Source organism: Lentzea flaviverrucosa, from assembly GCF_003350445.1.
Classification (GTDB): domain Bacteria; phylum Actinomycetota; class Actinomycetes; order Mycobacteriales; family Pseudonocardiaceae; genus Lentzea; species Lentzea californiensis.
Genome location: NZ_QQAU01000004.1, coordinates 601,913 through 619,319, shown reverse-complemented (window position 1 = coordinate 619,319; position 17,407 = coordinate 601,913). Strand labels below are relative to the sequence as shown.

At 69.3% G+C, this 17,407-nt stretch carries 17 protein-coding genes; 6 read left to right on the top strand and 11 right to left on the bottom strand.

Annotated features, from left to right (window positions below):
* Window positions 1-91: 91 nt before the first annotated feature.
* Window positions 92-949, bottom strand: coding sequence for a 4-hydroxy-tetrahydrodipicolinate synthase (gene dapA / locus DFR72_RS16675; protein WP_090065287.1), 858 nt, complete (start codon window positions 947-949; stop codon window positions 92-94).
* 71 nt (window positions 950-1,020) lie between these two features.
* Here dapA and DFR72_RS16670 point away from each other — a divergent pair, with 71 nt between their 5' ends.
* Window positions 1,021-1,899, top strand: a complete 879-nt coding sequence (locus DFR72_RS16670) for a LysR family transcriptional regulator (protein ID WP_090065288.1) — start codon at window positions 1,021-1,023, stop codon at window positions 1,897-1,899.
* Here DFR72_RS16670 and DFR72_RS16665 read toward each other — a convergent pair.
* A complete protein-coding gene (locus DFR72_RS16665) occupies window positions 1,885-2,559 on the bottom strand; it encodes a FadR/GntR family transcriptional regulator (protein ID WP_090065289.1) in 675 nt (224 codons plus the stop codon). The two genes, DFR72_RS16670 and DFR72_RS16665, sit on opposite strands and share 15 nt — an antisense overlap.
* 189 nt (window positions 2,560-2,748) lie before the next feature.
* Between DFR72_RS16665 and nagA the strand changes: the two genes are divergently transcribed.
* Window positions 2,749-3,948: an N-acetylglucosamine-6-phosphate deacetylase gene (nagA, locus tag DFR72_RS16660; protein WP_090065290.1), complete on the top strand. Its 1,200-nt coding sequence runs from the start codon at window positions 2,749-2,751 to the stop codon at window positions 3,946-3,948.
* 107 nt (window positions 3,949-4,055) lie between these two features.
* On the opposite strand, the gene DFR72_RS16655 is transcribed toward nagA, so the two are convergent.
* The 5 genes from DFR72_RS16655 to DFR72_RS16635 are packed head-to-tail and all read right to left on the bottom strand — an operon-like array spanning window position 4,056 to window position 9,619.
* Window positions 4,056-5,099: an SIS domain-containing protein gene (locus tag DFR72_RS16655; RefSeq protein ID WP_090065291.1), complete on the bottom strand. Its 1,044-nt coding sequence runs from the start codon at window positions 5,097-5,099 to the stop codon at window positions 4,056-4,058.
* A complete protein-coding gene (locus tag DFR72_RS16650; RefSeq protein WP_090065292.1) occupies window positions 5,096-6,514 on the bottom strand; it encodes a glycoside hydrolase family 3 protein in 1,419 nt (472 codons plus the stop codon). Before DFR72_RS16650 ends, DFR72_RS16655 begins: the two co-directional genes overlap by 4 nt.
* A gap of 3 nt (window positions 6,515-6,517) precedes the next feature.
* Window positions 6,518-7,336, bottom strand: a complete 819-nt coding sequence (locus DFR72_RS16645; RefSeq protein ID WP_090065293.1) for a carbohydrate ABC transporter permease — start codon at window positions 7,334-7,336, stop codon at window positions 6,518-6,520.
* The gene (locus DFR72_RS16640; protein ID WP_090065294.1) at window positions 7,336-8,334 is read right to left on the bottom strand and encodes a carbohydrate ABC transporter permease; all 999 of its coding nucleotides are present in this window, start codon (window positions 8,332-8,334) and stop codon (window positions 7,336-7,338) included. Before DFR72_RS16640 ends, DFR72_RS16645 begins: the two co-directional genes overlap by 1 nt.
* Window positions 8,335-8,344: 10 nt before the next feature.
* Window positions 8,345-9,619, bottom strand: a complete 1,275-nt coding sequence (locus DFR72_RS16635; protein ID WP_090065295.1) for an extracellular solute-binding protein — start codon at window positions 9,617-9,619, stop codon at window positions 8,345-8,347.
* Between the two features lie 224 nt (window positions 9,620-9,843).
* Here DFR72_RS16635 and DFR72_RS16630 point away from each other — a divergent pair, with 224 nt between their 5' ends.
* Both DFR72_RS16630 and DFR72_RS16625 read left to right on the top strand, forming a co-directional pair.
* Window positions 9,844-10,599 carry a GntR family transcriptional regulator gene (locus DFR72_RS16630; protein ID WP_030480591.1) on the top strand — a complete coding sequence of 252 codons (756 nt, stop codon included), beginning with the start codon at window positions 9,844-9,846 and terminating at the stop codon, window positions 10,597-10,599.
* A complete protein-coding gene (locus DFR72_RS16625; protein WP_256238789.1) occupies window positions 10,596-12,056 on the top strand; it encodes an MFS transporter in 1,461 nt (486 codons plus the stop codon). The genes DFR72_RS16630 and DFR72_RS16625 overlap by 4 nt, the downstream gene beginning before the upstream one ends.
* Here DFR72_RS16625 and DFR72_RS16620 read toward each other — a convergent pair.
* On the bottom strand, window positions 12,030-12,938 hold the full coding sequence (locus DFR72_RS16620; RefSeq protein ID WP_090065296.1) for a threonine ammonia-lyase: 909 nt from the start codon (window positions 12,936-12,938) through the stop codon (window positions 12,030-12,032). The genes DFR72_RS16625 and DFR72_RS16620 overlap by 27 nt on opposite strands.
* On the bottom strand, window positions 12,935-13,864 hold the full coding sequence (locus tag DFR72_RS16615; protein ID WP_090065297.1) for a threonine ammonia-lyase: 930 nt from the start codon (window positions 13,862-13,864) through the stop codon (window positions 12,935-12,937). Before DFR72_RS16615 ends, DFR72_RS16620 begins: the two co-directional genes overlap by 4 nt.
* A 63-nt stretch (window positions 13,865-13,927) precedes the next feature.
* Here DFR72_RS16615 and DFR72_RS16610 point away from each other — a divergent pair, with 63 nt between their 5' ends.
* Both DFR72_RS16610 and DFR72_RS16605 read left to right on the top strand, forming a co-directional pair.
* The gene (locus DFR72_RS16610; RefSeq protein ID WP_090065298.1) at window positions 13,928-14,416 is read left to right on the top strand and encodes a hypothetical protein; all 489 of its coding nucleotides are present in this window, start codon (window positions 13,928-13,930) and stop codon (window positions 14,414-14,416) included.
* A gap of 583 nt (window positions 14,417-14,999) precedes the next feature.
* Window positions 15,000-15,950 (top strand): S1 family peptidase, encoded by a 951-nt coding sequence (locus DFR72_RS16605; protein WP_342768651.1) that lies wholly within the window; start codon window positions 15,000-15,002, stop codon window positions 15,948-15,950.
* Window positions 15,951-15,956: 6 nt separating this feature from the next.
* On the opposite strand, the gene DFR72_RS16600 is transcribed toward DFR72_RS16605, so the two are convergent.
* Together DFR72_RS16600 and thiE are read right to left on the bottom strand one after the other, a co-directional pair.
* A complete protein-coding gene (locus DFR72_RS16600; protein WP_090065300.1) occupies window positions 15,957-16,718 on the bottom strand; it encodes a dioxygenase family protein in 762 nt (253 codons plus the stop codon).
* 31 nt (window positions 16,719-16,749) lie between these two features.
* Entirely contained in the window at window positions 16,750-17,388 is a 639-nt protein-coding gene (gene thiE, locus DFR72_RS16595; RefSeq protein WP_090065301.1) for a thiamine phosphate synthase, read from the bottom strand.
* Between the last annotated feature and the right edge of the window lie 19 nt (window positions 17,389-17,407).

Genomic DNA, 17,407 nt, shown 5'->3' with positions numbered 1-17,407 from the left:
AACCAGCGCGGGATCGACTGGCAGTTCACCACCGACGACGCCCGCACCCGACTCCGCCACCTCTACCCCAAAGATTAGAAGCGACGGTCTACTAGAACAGCGCCTTCAGCTCGTTGATCAGCTTCGGCGTGGCTCCGACGAGCGGTTCGCGGACCGGACCGGACGGCAGGCCGAGCAGGTTGAGCGCGGCCTTGACGGCGACGGCACCGGGCTCGCGGGTCATGATCGCGGTGATCACCGGCAGCAACGCCTGGTGGCGGCGCAGGGCTTCCTTGTTGTCGCCCTCGTCGTAGGCGTCGAGCATCGCCTTGATCTCGTTGCCGACTACGTGGCCGACGGTGCTGACCGTGCCGACGCCGCCGATCGAGTACAGCGGCAGGATCAGCTCGTCGTTGCCGGAGTAGAAGTCGAGGCCGGTCTCGGCGATCACGCGCGCGGTCGCGAGCAGGTCGACCTTGCAGTCCTTCACACCGATGATCCGCGGGTGCTCGGAGAGCCGGAGCAGCGTCTCGGTCTCGATCGCCGTGCCGGTGCGGCCGGGGATGTCGTAGAGCAGCGCCGGGATGCCGGAGGCGTCCGCCACCTGCCTGAAGTGGTTCTCGACGCCCTCCTGCGTGGGCTTGCTGTAGTACGGCGTGACGACGAGCAGGCCGTCGGCGCCGTTCTCCTCGGCGCTTCGCGCGAGCTCGATGGTGTGGCGCGTGGAGTTGGTGCCGACGCCCGCGAGGATCTGCGTGCGGTCGCCGACGGCCTCCTTGACGGCCCTGATGATCTGCGCCTTCTCGGCGTCCGTGGTGGTGGGGGCCTCGCCGGTCGTGCCGTTGACGACCAGCCCGTCCGCGCCACCCTTGTCGACGAGGTGCGCCGCCAGCTCCTGCGCACCCTTGAGGTCCAGGTCACCGTCGGGGGTGAACGGGGTGACCATCGCTACGAGCACTCGTCCGAACATGACTCCAGCGTGGCTCTAGTCTTCGCAAAGTTCCAGTTAGAAGTTCTGTCCGGAACGTTAAGCTGAGCTTTGTGTTGGATGTGCGAAGGCTCCGATTGCTCCACGCCCTGTCGGTCCACGGCACGGTCACCGCCGCCGCGGAGGCCCTGCACGTGACCTCTCCGGCCGTGTCCCAGCAACTGGCCGCGCTGGAACGCGAGGCCGGCGTCGCCCTGGTCGAACGGGAGGGCCGCCGGCTGGCGCTGACCCGAGCCGGGCACGTGCTGGCGGCGCACACGCAGCTGGTCCTCGACCAGCTGGCCGCGGCGGAGGCAGACCTGGCGTCGCTGCGCACGTCCGTGTCCGGTGTGGTGCGCGTCGGGGCCTTCGTGTCGGTCGCCGCCTTGCTGCCGCGGGTGATCCAGGTGCTGCGGTCGGCGCACGGGTCCGATGTGGAGCTTTTCGTGCACGAGATGGAGCCCGAGGCGTCACTGCCCGCGTTGCGGCGCGGGGACATCGACATCGCGGTGATCCACTCGTACAACATCATGCCGCGCTCGCTGCCCACGTCGTGCGAGTCGTTCGAGCTGTTCGTGGAACCGGTGAACGTGGCGCTGCCGTTGAGCGATCCGTTGGTGCAGCAGGACTCTGTGGACCTGTCCGTGCTGGCCGACCGGCCGTGGATCATGCCGCGCACCGACGCGTCCTGCCACGAGCTGACCCAGCGGGCGTGCGGTGCCGCCGGGTTCGTGCCTCGCGCGCAGGCCTACTGCGACGACTTCGGGGTGATGTGCGGGCTGGTCGAGGCCGGACTGGGCGTTGCCCTGGTGCCGTCCGTGGCGCGGCGGCCAGGGGTGGCGTTGCGCCCGTTGACGCAGCAGGTGTTCCGGACGGTCTCGGCCGTGGTGCGGAACAGGGCTGATGGGCAGCCCGCGGTGCGCGCGGTGCTGGAGCAGCTACGCCAGGTCTGACAGCCACTGCTCGACGCCGGCCACGTGCACAGTGGACCAGCTGCGCGCGAGTTCCGGCTGGTGCGCGGCGAGCGCGTCCACAATGGCGCGGTGCTCGGCCACCGTGCGGTCGACGGCGTTCGACTGGGTGATGCCGCGCCAGATGCGGACGCGGACCGTCGGGCCGGCCAGCGTGTCGAGGAGCTGGGCCAGGTAGGCGTTGCCCGAGCACTGGGCGATGGCGCGGTGGAAGTCGAGGTCGTGCTCGACCAGTTCCTCCACGGACTTGGCGCCTTCGGCGGCGTCGCAGAGGGCGCGGAGCTTGATGATCTCTTCCTGGTCGACGCGCTGGGCGGCCATCGCGGCCGCCGCGGGTTCGAGGATCCGGCGCACCTGGAGGACTTCCAGCACCGAATCTTCGCCGCGGTGCAGGTCGAGCACGAAGGAAAGTGCGCCGAGCAGGTCGTCGGCCCTCAGTGAGGAGACGTACGTGCCGTCGCCCTGGCGGACGTCCAACACCCGGACGAGTGACAGGGCCTTCACGGCCTCGCGCAGCGAGTTGCGCGACAGACCAAGACGTTCTGCCAGGTCAGCCTCACGCGGGAGGCGGTCGCCGGGCTTGAGCTCGCCCGAAACGATCATCTCCTTGACGCGCAGGATCGCATCGTCAGTGACTGCCACGGCACCCTCAACTCGTCGTAGACCTCGGATGTCTGGAGGCCAGTATGCGCCACCGATGGTCATCTTCGTGCCATCCCGGTCATTTCGGACCTGATTCACCAAGTCAGATGTAAGATGGTTATCTCTTAACGAAGGGTGACGCGGACCTCTGTTGTGGCCATAATGGTCTGGACCATTCAAGGAGGGATCTTGGACGCCGTTGTCGCAGCACCGCGCGCATTGCTCGGTCGCACGATCGTCGGTCCTGCCTCGGTGCGGATCAGGGACGGCCGCATCGTCGAGGTGACCACCGGTGAAGCACCACCCGGCGCGGAGGTCCTGTCCGACGGCCTGCTGACACCGGGCCTGGTCGACGTGCAGGTGAACGGCGCCGTCGGCGTCGACTTCGCCGAGGTGGACGCCGCCGGAATGCGTTCCGTGGCCGAAGCTCTGCCGTCCACCGGTGTGACCCGGTTCTTGCCCACGTTGATCACCGCACCGGTCGACGTGATCTTGAGGCAGACGCGGGCGGTCCTGGCCGCATCCGCCGCTCTACCGGACGGAGTAGGTGCCCGCCCCCTCGGCGTGCACCTGGAAGGCCCCTTCCTGTCGCCCAAACGGGCAGGGGTGCACGACCCGTCGTTCATGGTCGCGCCTGGTCCTGACCAGATCTCGGCCCTGCTCGACGACGAGCTGATCCGCCGCGCCCTGCGGATGGTGACGATGGCTCCCGAACAGCCCGGTGGTCTGGAGGCGGTCCGCCGTCTCGTCGAGGCCGGCGTGCTCGTCGCGGTGGGCCATTCCGATGCCACGGGTGAGCAGACCCGCGCCGCCGCCGACGCGGGTGCCCGCATGGTGACGCACCTGTTCAACGCCCAGCGCCCGCTGGGGCACCGCGAGCCGGGGGTTCCCGGGGTGGCGCTGGTGGACGAGCGCTTCACCCTCGGGCTCATCGCGGACCTGGCCCACGTGGGCCCGGACGTGTGCCGTCTCGTGTTCAACGCCGCCGGAGCACGGGTCGCGCTGGTGACGGACGCCGTCGCCGCCGCGGGGATGCCGCCGGGGCGCTACCACCTCGGAGGGGCGGACGTGCTGCTCACCGAGGACGGGGTGCCCCGGTCGCCGGAGGGCACGATCGCGGGTTCCGCGCTCACGCTCGACCGCGCGGTGCGGAACATCGTGTCCGTGGGTGTTCCGGTCGCGGACGCGCTGGCGTCGGCGACGATCGTGCCCGCCGAGGTCATCGGCGAGTCCGGTCTCGGCCGGCTCGCACCGGGGGCCGTCGCGGACCTGGTGTGGTGGGACGACGACCTGCGGCCCAAGAAGGTCTGGGTCGACGGCCGGGTCGTGTTCGACGCCGAGGTGCCCGTGGCGCCGGTCGTCGCCGGGTACGCCACCGCAGGACAGTAAGCGCGAAGCAGAAGCCCGCCCGGTTGCCGACCGGGCGGGCTTTTGCCTGTGTGGAACGAAAAAGAGCCCGCCTGGGGGGACCAGGCGGGCTCTCGTCTTCGCGGGAACTACCGGGTGCGCGTGACCTTGTTCAGGCCGCGCGGGCTGTCCGGGTCGCCGCCGCGGGCCAGTGCCAGGCCGTGGGCCAGGCGCTGCACGGGGAGGATCTCCAGCACCGGCGCCACTTCCTCGGCGGTCTCGGGGATGGCGATGGCGAGCGTCGCCCCCACCTTCTCCGAGGCCGAGCCGACGGCCACGACGTCGGCACCGCGCTGGTGCACCACGTCCAGGGCGTCGCGCAGCGAGTCACCGCCCTTGCCCAGCGACGTGACGGCCAGGACCGCGGTCTCGCCGTCCACCGCGGCCACCGGGCCGTGCAGCAGGTCGGCGCCGCTGTAGGCGCGGGCCGCCAGGTACGACGTCTCCGCGAGCTTGAGGGACGCCTCGAGCGCCGTCGCGTAGGAGTAACCGCGGCCCGTGGTGAGGACGCGGTCCACGAAGCGGTAGCGGCGCACGGCCTCGTCGACGGTCGGCGCCGACTGGTCGAGGGTCACCTGGGCGAGCTCGCCCAGTGACGCCGCCGCCTCGCCGTTGCCGCCGCGGACCGCGTCGATCAGCAGGTAGAGGGCCAGCAGCGTGGCCGAGTAGGTCTTGGTGGCGGCCACCGCGTGCTCGACGCCCGCCGACACGTCCACCGAGAGCTCGGCGGCCGCGTTCAGCGGGGAGTTCGCCGTGTTGGTGACGGCCACGGTCAGGGCGCCACGCCTGCGGTAGGCGGCGGTGACCTCCAGCAGGTCGGGCGAGCCGCCCGACTGGGAGACCGTGACCAGCAGGACGTCGCGCAGGTCGGGCTCCGCGCCGTACAGGGTCGTGGTGGACGCGGAGACCAGGCCGGCGGGGAGCTGGAGCAGGATCTCGGTCAGGTACTTCGCGTAGATCGCGGCGTGGTCGCTGGAACCGCGGGCCGCGAAGAGCACGAAGCGCGGCGCACGCTCGCGGATCACGGCGGCCACCTCGGCGATCGTGGACCGCGAGTCGTAGAGGTCGGAGAAGATCGACGGCTGCGCGGCGATCTCCGCTGCCATGTGCCGGCCTGGCTGGGGCGTGGTCATGTCGTGCCTTTCAGGATCAGCTCGGCCGCGGCTCGGAGGCTCACCCGAGAACCGCCGTGGGTGTCGATGCGGGCGACGCTGCCCAGGTCTGGACCAGGCACGCCGGTTTCGACGTGCACCACGTCCAGCTGCAGATTAGTTAAGTTTGTTACCAGTTGTCGAGCACCGGAGTGGCGGTGGGCGTCGCGCGTGACGACCACAATCGTGCGGCCACCCGCGACTTCCGCAACTTCTTCAGCCGAGATGTCGCGTGCGGCGATCACTTCGGTGCCCGGAAGGACTTCCCTGAGGTACGGGCCGAGCCCCCACGGGACGTCGCCGACCGCGATCGAGGAGTCCACCACCAGGTCGACCACCACCGGGTCCGCTCCGACACTAACCCGGCCACGTGCGGAAACAGCGCGTCGAGCGGCTGTGAGACCGATCTCGGCGTCGTGGGCGTCGACGGTGGAGGGCGGGAGGCCCAGCGCCAGCGAGCGCGCGGCCGCCTGGGTCAGGCGTTCCTCGGACAGCTCGCCGGACTTGACCGCCGCGACGATCGAGTCGATCAGCCACTGCAGGTCGTCGTCGTCCAGGGCCATGCCGCCCAGGCACAACGAGTCCACACCGGCGGCCAGGGCGCGGACGGCGCCGACGGCCAGGTCGCCGCCCACCGCCTTCATGTCCAGCCCGTCGGTGATCACCGCGCCGGTGAAGCCCAGCTCGGTGCGCAGCAGGTCGATGGCGTGCTTGTTCAGCGTCACCGGCGCCGGACCCCACTCGGGGATCACGAGGTGGCCGGTCATGATCGAGCGGACGCCCGCGTTCACGGCCGCCCGGAACGGGACGAGCTCCACGGCGCGCAGTTGTTCCTCGGTGCGGGGGAGCACCGGGAGCTGCTCGTGGGAGTCCTCAGTGGACGCTCCGTGGCCGGGGAAGTGCTTGGCGCAGGCGGCGACGCCCACGGTCTGCAGCCCCTCGACCCACGCGGCGACGTGCCGGGCGGCCAGCACCGGGTCGGAGCCGAACGCGCGGACGCCGATGATCGGGTCGTCCAGCGTCAGCACCAGGTCGGCGGACGGAGCGAGGTTCAGCGAGATCCCGCACTTCGCCAGCCGCGCGCCGATGGACGCGGCCACCGAGCGCGTGAGGTCCAGGTCGTCCGCCGCGCCCAGGGCGTGGTTGCCCGGCACCTCGGAGCCGCGGCCCGCGTCGAGACGCGTGACGTCACCGCCCTCCTCGTCGATGCCGATCACCACGTCCGGGCGCACCGAACGCAGTTCGGTGCACAACGAGGTCACCTGGGCGTCGTCGACGACGTTGCGCCCGAAGAGCACAACGCCGCCGAGGCCGTCAGCGACCCGCCGCAGCAACCAGTCGGGGGCGGTCGTTCCGGTGAAGCCGGGAAGCAGAACGGCAGCGGCCAACTGATCCACGCGTCATCCCTTCACTGCACCGGCGGTGACGCCGGCGACCATCTTGCGTTGCACGATCAGGAAGAACACCAGTGCCGGCACCGTGAACAGCGCCGAGGCGGCCATCGCGCCACCCCAGTCGGTGCCGAAGGCGGTCTGGAAACCGGACAGCCACACGGGCAGCGTCTCGCTGTCCTGGCTGCGGATCAGCACCTTGGCGAAGAGGAACTCGTTCCACGCCGTGATGAACGCGAACACCGACGTGGCCACAAGGCCCGGCCCCAGCAGGGGCAGGGTCACCTTCTGGAACGCGCCCCAACGGCCGCAGCCGTCGACCATCGCGGCCTCTTCGAGCTCGATCGGGATGCCGTTGACGAACCCGCGCAACGTCCACGCGCAGAACGGCAGCGTCACCGCGAAGTACACGAGGATCAGCGACGAGAGATGTTCGTAGAGCTGGAGGTCCCGCATCATCAGGAACATCGGGATCAGCAACGCCTCGAACGGCGCCATCTGCGCGACCAGCATCAGCAGCACGAAGCTCTTGCGGCCGCGGAACGCGAAGCGCGACATGGCGACCGCCGCGGTGATGCCGATGACGATCGCGGCGACGACCGCGGTCAGCGTCACCAGGAGGCTGTTGCCCAGCGAGGACAGGAAGCCGGGCTTCGTCCACGCCGTCACGAAGTTCGTGAACGTCACCGAGAACGGGATCAGGTCGTAGTCCGACGTGATCGTCGAGCCCTTGGGCTTCAGCGCCGACGTGACCATCCAGTACGTCGGGAAGATGAAGAACAACGCCAGCGCGATCCCTGCGAAGTTCGCAGCAGACTTCTTGAGCATCAGAGCTTGCCCTCCTCCGTCTGCAGCAGCTTGCGCAGGTACTGGAACGTGATCAGGCCGAGGATGACCATCATCAGCACGGAGATCGCGGCCGCGACGCCGAAGTGGCTCTTCGCGATGCCTTCCAGGTACTGCAGCACCGGCAGCGTCGTGCTCTCACCGCTGGGACCGCCCTCGCGGAACACCCAGATCTGGGCGAAGACCTTGAAGTCCCACAACGTCGACAGGAACGTCACCATCATCAGCAGCGACCGGATCTCCGGCCACGTCACCGCGCGGAACGTCTGCCAGCCCGTCGCGCCGTCGATGCCCGCCGCCTCGTAGAGGTCGCGGGGAATGCCGACGAGCCCTGCGTAGAGCGAGAAGGCGAGGAAGGGGATCGCCTGCCACACGATCAGCAGGCCGACGACGGACAGCGTCGACGTGCCGGAGGAGAACCACGAGTAGCCGGCGAAGGAGTCGAACCCCAGCTGCACCAGCGTCTTGTTCAGGATGCCGTAGTTCTGGTCGAACATCCACTGGTAGACCGTGGTCGACGCGAGGATCGGCATGGCCCAGGCGCAGAGCATCGCGATCTGCAGTGCGACTCGCACCCACGGTGTGAGCACGCGCATCAGCAGTGCGATCCCGAGGCCCATGCCCACCGAGGCGACGACGACGGAGACGGTGAACACCAGGGTGCGCACCGAGACGTCCCAGAAGCGCTCGTCCTGCAGCACCGTCACGTAGTTGTCGAGGCCGGTCCACACGATCTCGCCGCGGACCAGTTCGCCGAGGTTCAGCTGGCGGAAGCTCGTCACGAACACCGAGACGACCGGCCAGCCGATGAGCCAGAGGATCGCGATCAGTGCGGGAGCGAGCAGCAGGTAGGGCAGTGCCCGGTCGAAGGCACTGCCCCGGCGGCGGCGCTGGCGCGCCCCACCCGTCACGGCAGGCGGCAGCGCCGGCGGGATGTCCCCTGCCGGCGCTGCCGTTTCGGTCGTCTTGACGGCCGTCATCTCAGCTGGGCTAGCCCAGGGCCTTGGTGATGGCGTCGCTCGCGTCCTTCGTCGCCTGGTCCAGCGGCTTGGCGCCGGACAGGTACGCGGTGAGCGCGTCCTTCAGCGGGTTCTGACCCGCCTCGACGGCTCCCCACTTCGGCGAGCTCGGGGTGACCTTGCCGTTCGGCGCGGAGGCGGCGAGCGCCTTGCCGACCGCGTTGGTCTCGAGCTTCGAGGTGTCCTTCGACGTGCCGGGAACCGCGCCACCCTCGGCGAGCATGTCCTGGTACTTCTTGGACGACAGCAGCGACAGCCACTTCTTGGCCGCGGCGGCGTTCTTGCTGGCCGTCGGGATGGCGAGGTTCGAGCCACCGAGGAACACGGGGGCGGACGAGCCGGCCTTCTTCGACGGGATCGGGAACGCCGCGGTCTTGTCCTTGAGCTCCGGCTTGTCCTTGACGGCGCTGCCGAGCTCCCACGGGAGGCCGATCATCATGCCGACGTTGCCGGTCTCGAAGACCTCGTACTGCTGCGGCTTCGCCTCGTCGGTGTCAGCCGGCGCCTTCTTGGCGGCCGACGCGTCGTAGAGGGCCTTGTAGGCCTCGAAGCCGGCCTTGGACTGCGCGCTGTCCAGCGTGCTCGTCCACTTGCCGTTGTCCTGCTTGGCGATGTCGCCGCCCTCGTCCCAGATCAGGGACAGCAGGAAGTACCAGGACTGACCGGGCAGGTACAGGGCCTGGAAGTCCGGGTTGGACGCGTTCGCGGCCTTGAGCTTGTTGATCGCGTCGATCCACTCGGCGCGCGAGGTCGGCGGCGTCGTGATGCCGGCGGCCTGGAACAGGTCCGTGCGGTAGATGACGGTGCGGTTCGCGGCGTAGAACGGAACGCCGTACTGCTTGCCGTTGAGCGTCAGCGAGTCCTTCAGACCGCCGAGCCACTCACCGCTGTTGAACTGGCTCGCGTCCGCGGTCAGGTCGGCCAGGGTGCCCTGGTCGGCGAAGCCCGCGATCTGCGTGTTGCCGAGCTCGATGACGTCCGGCGGCGTGCTGCTCGCCAGAGCGGTCGTCAGCTTCTCCTGGATGCCGGTCCACTTCTGGACCTCGTACTTGACCTTGATGCCGTTCGCTGACTCGAACTCCTTGTTCAAGGCGTCGGTCAGGGTCGGCGCCGCGGAGCCGTCCATGAGCCACACGGTGATCTCTTTGGTCTCCGTGTTGCTACCGCTGTTCGTGCTCGTGCCACAGCCTGACACGGCCACTGCCAGTGCGGCGGCACCAGCAGCGAGTCCTCTCCAGCCCTTCACAATTCGCGCCCTTTCACCAAGCCCGGCACACCGGCCGGAACGTCCAAGTGGTGTAGACCAATGCGGAACAGCGTGTGCTGCGTCACCGCGTCTGTCAAGCGCGTTGCCAAGACGTTGCGAAGTCATCGGACGAATTTCGAGGCGGATGTCGGGGGTTCGGACGCACGAATCGACACGGACAAGGCATCCTTGTGATGCGTGACATGGAGTGCGAGGAGGAGGCCATGCTGGAGACGACGCCTGCATCAGGCGTGGACGCCAGGACACGGGCGCAACGCGAACCCAAGTACTGGGGTCTCAAGCGGCACCTGCTCGACCTGTTGAGGGCGTTGCCGCCCGGCTCGCCGATCCCCACGGAACGGTCGCTGGCCGCGGAGTTCGACGTCTCCAGGACGACCGTCCGCCAGGCTCTCGCCGAGCTGACGGTGGAAGGGCGCCTGCTCCGTGTGCAGGGCAAGGGCACCTTTGCGGCGGAACCCAAGGTCGCCCAGAGGTTGCAGCTGTCTTCGTACACAGAGGACATGAGAGCCCAGGGCCGCGTGCCGTCGTCGAAGCTGATCGAGGCTTCGGAGATGCCGGCGGAGGCCGAGCTCGCCCGGTACCTGGGCGTGCGCCCCGGTGCCAAGGTCCTGCGCCTGCACCGCCTGAGGCTCGCCGACAACGAGCCGATGGCCATCGAGACGACGCACCTCGCGCTGGGCCGCTTCCGCGGTCTGCGCCGGTACCTGGCGCCCGGCGCCTCGCTGTACCAGGTGCTGTCCGAGCGGTTCGGTGTCGAGATGGGACACGCCGAGGAGACGATCGAGACAGCGCTCGCCTCGCCTGAAGAGGCAGAACTGCTCGGCGCCGACATCGGCCTGCCGATGCTGCTGCTGTCGCGGCACTCGTTCGACACGGAGGGCAATCCGATCGAGTGGGTCCGGTCGGTCTACCGCGGCGACCGCTACAAGTTCGTCGCCACGCTGAACCGGCCGTCTTGATCGCCTGGGGCACGCCACGCGCCCGCTGGGTGCTGACGACGACGATCCTCGGCTCGGGCATGGCCATGCTCGACGGGACGATCGTCAACGTGGCGCTGCCCCGGATCGGCGCGGAGCTCTCCGCGTCGGTGACGGACCTGCAGTGGATCCTCAACGGGTACCTGCTCGCGCTGGCCTCGCTGATCCTGATCGCCGGTTCGCTCGGCGACAGGTTCGGCCGGCGGCGGGTCTACGTGATCGGCGTGATCTGGTTCGGCGTGGCCTCGCTGCTGTGCGGTGCCGCGTGGAGCGTTCCGGTGCTGGTGGCGGCACGTGTGCTGCAGGGCGTGGGCGCGGCGTTGCTGACGCCGGGCGCGCTGGCGATCCTGCAGTCGTCGTTCAACCGGGAGGACCGGTCGCGCGCCATCGGCGCCTGGTCCGGACTGTCCGGTGTGGCCACCGCGGTCGGGCCGCTGGTCGGCGGGCTGCTGGTGCAGGCCTGGTCGTGGCGGCTCGCGTTCCTGGTGAACCTGCCGGTGGCCGCGCTCTGCGTGTACCTCGCGCTGCGGTTCGTGCCGGAGTCGAACGACGAGTCGTCCGGGCACCCGAACTACCTGTCCGCGCTGGTCGGCGCGCTGGGCCTCGCCCTGCTGACGGGCGGCCTCGTCGAGCAGTCGTACGTGCTGGCGGCCGCGGGGCTGGCCGCGATGATCGCGTTCGGGGTGGTGCAGAAGCGCTCCGCCGACCCGCTGGTGCCGCCGGAGCTGTTCCGCAACCGGACGTTCCTGGTCTCCAACGTCCTGACGTTCCTGGTCTACGCGGCACTCGGCGGCGTGATGGTGTTGCTGGTGCTGCAGCTGCAGATCTCGCTCGGGTACTCGCCGACGGCGTCCGGCCTGGCCAGCGTGCCGCTCACGATCATCATGCTGCTGGCGTCCTCGACGTCCGGGCGGATCGCCCAGCGCCATGGGCCCCGGTTGCAGCTGATCGTCGGCCCGATCCTGGTCGGCCTGGGCATGTTGCTGCTGCGCAACGCCGTTCCGGGCGCCTCGTACGTGACCGGCGTGCTGCCCGGCGTGGTGCTGTTCGGCATCGGTCTCGCGATCGTCGTCGCCCCGGTGACGGCGACGGTGCTGGCCTCGGCGTCCGACCACCACGCGGGTGTCGCGTCCGGCGTGAACAACGCCGTGGCCCGCACCGGCAGCCTGCTCGCCATGGCCGTGCTGCCCGCGGCCGTGGGGCTGATGGGCGAGGACTACACGAACCCCGCCGTGATGACGGACGGCTGGCAGATGGCCCTCGTGCTGTGCTCGGTCGCCGCGATCATCGGCGGTCTGCTGGCCGTCGGCGTGGACAACCGGGTGCTCGCCGCGGCGCCGGAGCAGCAGGAGGCCCCGCACCCCGGTGAGTGCCTGCACTGCGGCGTGGAGGGCCCGCCGACGCACATCCGGTCAGGTGGCGAGAAGGCGCGCCAGTAGCGCCGGGTCGACGTTGCCGCCGGACACGACGGCGACCCCACCTCCGCCGATCTTCGCCTGCGCCGCCACCGCGACAGCGCCGCTCGGCTCGGCGACGAGTCGCGCCCGCCGGGCCAGGCCGGCCACCGCCGCGAGGATCTCGTCCTCCGACACGGTGATCACGTCGTCCACGTACTCGCGGATGTGCGCCCAGGTCAGCGCCGAGGGTTCGTCCCGCAGGGCGTCAGCGGCCGTCTGAGCCCGTTTCAGGGGATCCCAGCGCACCAGTTCGCCCTTTTCGAGCGATTCCGCGATGTCCGCGGCCAGTTCGGGCTCCGCGCCGATCACGCGGACGTCCGGGCGCAGCGACTTGATCGCCGTGGCGACACCGGAGATCAGCCCGCCGCCGGACATCGGCACCACGACGGCCTGGACGTCCGGCAGGTCTTCCAGGACCTCCAGGCCGATGGTGCCCTGCCCGGCGATCACGTCGGGGTGGTCGAACGGCGGGATCAGCGCCGCGCCGCGTTCGGCCACCAGGGCCTCGGCGCGCTCGACGCGTTCGGTGATGCCGACGATGAAGACCTCGGCGCCCAGCGCCTTCGTGGCCTCGACCTTGACCGCCGGGGTGTTGTCCGGCATCACGATCGCGGCCGGCACGCCGTGCAGGCGGGCGGCGAACGCCACGGCCTGCGCGTGGTTGCCGCTGGAGTAGGCGACTACGCCGTTCGCTCGATTCTCCAGGCGTGCCAACGCGTTCAGCGCACCCCGGAGTTTGAACGCGCCGACCGGCTGCAGGTTCTCCGGCTTGATCCATCCAGGACCGAACGGCAGCAGCGGCGTGCGCACCACGTGCGGTGCGATGACCGCCGCCGCCGAACGGATGTCTGGGAGCGCGATCATCCGAGGATCGACGCGAGCTGCTCGGGTTCGATGTTGCCGCCGGAGACCACCGCGACGGCCGGACCGGCCGGCAGTTCGCGGTTCAGGTACGCCGCCACGGCGACGGCACCACTCGTCTCGGACACGATCCGCGTGCGGCGGGCGATCTGCCTCACCGCCTCCCGGATCTCGTCCTCGGAGACGGTCACGACGTCGTCCACGTACTGCCGGATGTGCGCCCACGTCAGTTCGGAGGGCTCGGCCCGCAGTCCGTCCGCGACGGTCCGGGCGCGATCGTGCGCGTCCCAGCGGACGAGCTCACCGGCGGCGAACGACGCTGTGGTGTCACCGGCCAGCTCCGGCTCCACACCGATCACGCGAACGTTGGGGCGCAACGACTTCACCGCCGCCGCGACACCGGAGACCAGCCCACCGCCGCTCACCGGCACCAGGACCGTCGCCACGTCCGGGAGGTCGGCGCAGATCTCCAGGCCGATGGTGCCCTGCCCGGCGATCACGTCCGGGTGGTCGAACGGCGGGATGAGCGTCGCCTTGCGCTCCTCGACCAGTTCGTAGGCGCGCGACTCGCGTTCGGTGATGCCGACGACGAACACCTCGGCGCCGTGCGCCCGCGTCGCGTCGATCTTGAGCTGCGGCGTGTTCTCCGGCACGACGATCGCGGCCGGCATGCCGAGGGTCTTGGCCGCGTAGGCGACCGCCTGCGCGTGGTTACCGCTCGAATACGCCACGACACCGCGCGCCCGGTCCTCGGAAGGTATGCGGGACAACGCGTTCACCGCACCGCGCAGCTTGAACGCACCGACCGGTTGCAGCGACTCGGGCTTGATCCACAGGCCGGAGTCGAAGGACAGCAACGGGGTGTGGACGACATGCGGGGCGATCGCGGCGGCGGCCGCGTGGACGTCTTCGAGAGTCACCAGGCGCATGCGTCGATGATGCACGTCACCGGGGCACAACCGGTGAACTGTGCCCAACGTCCTACGTGTGTCATGTCTGAGAAGGAGAAGATCACCCCCGTCAAGCTCATCGCGAGTGTGCTCGCCGCCGCCACAGCGGCCGTGCTGAGCCTTCGCCTCAACCTCGTCGGCACCATCGTCGGCGCGATCCTCGCGAGCGTCGTGACCACAGTCGGCGCCGTGTTCTACCAACGGTCGATGGAACGCGAGAAGCGTTGGCAGGTGATCGCTGTCGGTGGACTGCTCGTGTTCGTGGTGACCGTCCTCACAGCGACGAGCGTCCAGCTGGTCACCGGCAAGCCCGTGACGGCCGATCCGGTCAAACCGTCCACGAGCACCCGCACCGAGACGAAAACCGAGACGACGAAGATCGAGACGATCACCGTGACGCCGCCTCCGGGCACGTCCGGCCAGTCCTCGTCCGGCGGCACGACGACGACCGCGCCCTCGTCGACGCCGACGGAATCACAGCAGCCGACGGGCAGCTCGACGCCACCGTCCACCACCGACCCCATTCGGTGATCACGTCACTACGTTGAGCGATAGTTAACTGTCAATTGCTACGCGCCGCAGTTGATCTGTCGTGAGCTGTGACACACTTCGTTCACGTTCGAGGCGGGGCGTCATAGCCGATAGGCCCGCAACTTCACTCGAACGGGCGAAAAGATTCGGTCCGAAAGAGACCGGGAGGAGGCGCAATGAGGCTCGTGGCACGTCCGCTTGAGCCCGGCGCCTTCGGTGGAGGACACAGCGCCTGCACCGGATTTGAGAGGCAACTGAGGACGGGAGGGGTGGGGCGACCCCTGCCGCCGCCCCACCACCCGTCCCCCTAGAGCCCCCGAGAGAGGTCCCTGCAACCGATCTCTCGGGTTCCCCTGCACCCGAAAGTGAGGGAGACGTCTTGATGAACCGCACGAGTGCGGCCCGTGTAACCGGTGCCCTGATTCTCGCCACCGGAGTCGTCACTGCTCTCAGCGTACCGGCGTTTGGTGCCCCTGCCGCACCGGTCGCCCCATCCGGTTCCGATACGGAGAGCTACCCGGCCGAATTGCTCCAAGCGGTCCAGCGTGATTTGGGCCTGAACGCTGACCAGGCACGCGTCCGGTTGGCCAATGACGCCCAGTCAGGCCAGATTGCGGAGACCGCGAAGTCCTCCCTGGGCGACGCGTTCGGCGGAGCCTGGATCGACCAGGCGAGCGGCAGACTGACGGTGGCGGTGACCAAGTCGGGACTCTCCGTGACCGGCGCGGACACCAAGGTCGTCTCGAACTCGCTCTCCCAGCTGACCGGGACCAAGTCGGTCCTCGACCTCATGACCGCCCCTTCGGCGATCACGAGCTGGCGCGTCGACGAGCAGTCGAACAGCGTCGTCGTCGAGGTCAACAAGAACGTGCGCGACGCGGCCGCGGACCAGTGGATCGCGACCGCCAAGTCGATCAGCGGTGCGGTCAAGGTCGCCGAGGTGACCGAGAGCCCGACCCCGCTGTACGACCTGCGCGGCGGTGACGCCATCTACATGGGCGGCGGCCGTTGCTCGCTCGGCTTCTCGGTGTCCGGTGGCTACGTCACCGCCGGCCACTGCGGCACCACGGGCACCGCCGTCTCCGGCTACAACCGCGTCGCACAGGGCACGTTCGCCGGCTCTGTGTTCCCCGGCAACGACTACGCCTGGGTGCGCACCAACGCGAACTGGACCCCGCGTCCGTGGGTCAACCGCTACAACGGCACGAACGTGATCGTCCGTGGCAACACCGAGGCCGCTGTCGGCGCCCAGATCTGCCGCTCCGGTTCGACGACCGGGTGGCGCTGCGGCACCGTCCAGGCCAAGAACCAGACCGTGAACTACCCGCAGGGCTCGGTCCGGGGCCTCACCCGCACCAACGCCTGTGCCGAGGGTGGCGACTCGGGTGGTTCGTGGGTGGCGGGTTCCGGCTTCGGCCAGGCCCAGGGCGTGACGTCCGGCGGTTCGGGCAACTGCTCGTCCGGTGGCACCACGTACTTCCAGCCGCTCAACCCGATCCTGTCGCGCTACGGCCTGACCCTCACGCGCGGCTAGGACCAGCTAGCTGAACTGCACTGACCGTTTCGAGAGCCCGTACCAGAAGCCTTCAACGCTGGTACGGGCTTTCTCGTCGCTCGCAGCGCCGAGCGCCACGAACAACGGTGCGAAGTGCTCGGTCCTCGGATGTGCGATCCCGGCGGCCGGCGCCTTCACCTGGAAGTCGAGCAGCGCGTCGACGTCGCCGTTCGCGAGCTGCTGGTGCGCCCAGTCGTCGAACTCCTTCGACCACGACGGCGGCTCGTAGTCCGGTCCGGCGGGGAAGTTCACGCAGCTCAGGTTGTGCGTCATGAACCCGCTGCCGACGATCAGGACGTTCTTGTCCCGCAACGGCGCCAGCTTGCGGCCGATCTCGTGCAGCTCACGCGGGTCGAGCGTGGGCATCGACATCTGCAGCACCGGCACGTCGGCGTCCGGGAACATCTCCTTCAGCGGCACGTAGGCGCCGTGGTCGAGCCCGCGCGCCTCGTCCTGCTCGACGTGGCCGCCGAGGAGCTTGCGCACGTCGTTCGCGAGTTCCGGTGCGCCCGGCGCCTCGTACTTCACCTCGTAGTAGCGCTGCGGGAAGCCCCAGAAGTCGTAGACCAGGGGCACGGTCGTCGTCGCGCCGATGGTGGTCGGCGCCTCCTCCCAGTGCGCGGAGACCATCAGAACGGCCTCCGGGCGCGGGAGGGTGGCGGACCAGTCCTCGAGCTCTCTGGTCCACGTCTCGTCGTCAGCCAGCGGGGGAGCCCCGTGGCTCAGGTACAGCACAGGTGCGCTCACGTCTCCGAGAGTACGCCTGTTAGTTCAAATTTCAACTACTAAGTTCAACTTTGAACGACTCGGCGGCCCTGCGGGGGTCCTCGGCGTCGGTGATGGCCCGCACGACGACCACTCGGGTGGCTCCTGCCTGGAGCACCTCGCGGAGGTTGGTGAGGTCGATGCCGCCGATGGCGAACCAGGGGCGCTCGGACTTCGTGGCCCGGACGAGGTCGAGGCCCGGCGCCGGACGGCCCGGCTTGGTCGGGGTCGGCCAGCACGGGCCGGTGCAGAAGTAGTCCACGCCGGGTTCCGCCGCCGCCGCGGTCATCTGGTCCACGTCGTGGGTGGAGCGGCCGATCACCACGTCGTCGCCGACGATCCGGCGGGCGAGCGGCACGGGCAGGTCGTCCTGGCCGAGGTGCAGCACGTCCGCCTGCACGGCGTGGGCGATGTCCGCGCGGTCGTTGACGGCGAGGAGCCTGCCGTGGCGTTCGGTGGCCTCGGCGAGGATCTCGATCGCCTCGATCTCCTGCTTCGCCTCCAGTGACTTGTCCCGCAACTGGATGATGTCGACGCCGCCCGCGAGCGCCGCGTCCGCGAACTCGGCCAGATCAGGCCGGTCCGGCGTGCAGAGGTAGAGGGTCGCGTCGGCGAGTCGTTGCCTGATCAGGTTTCCGTCGAGTCCTGGCACGTACGCACGTTAACCGTTA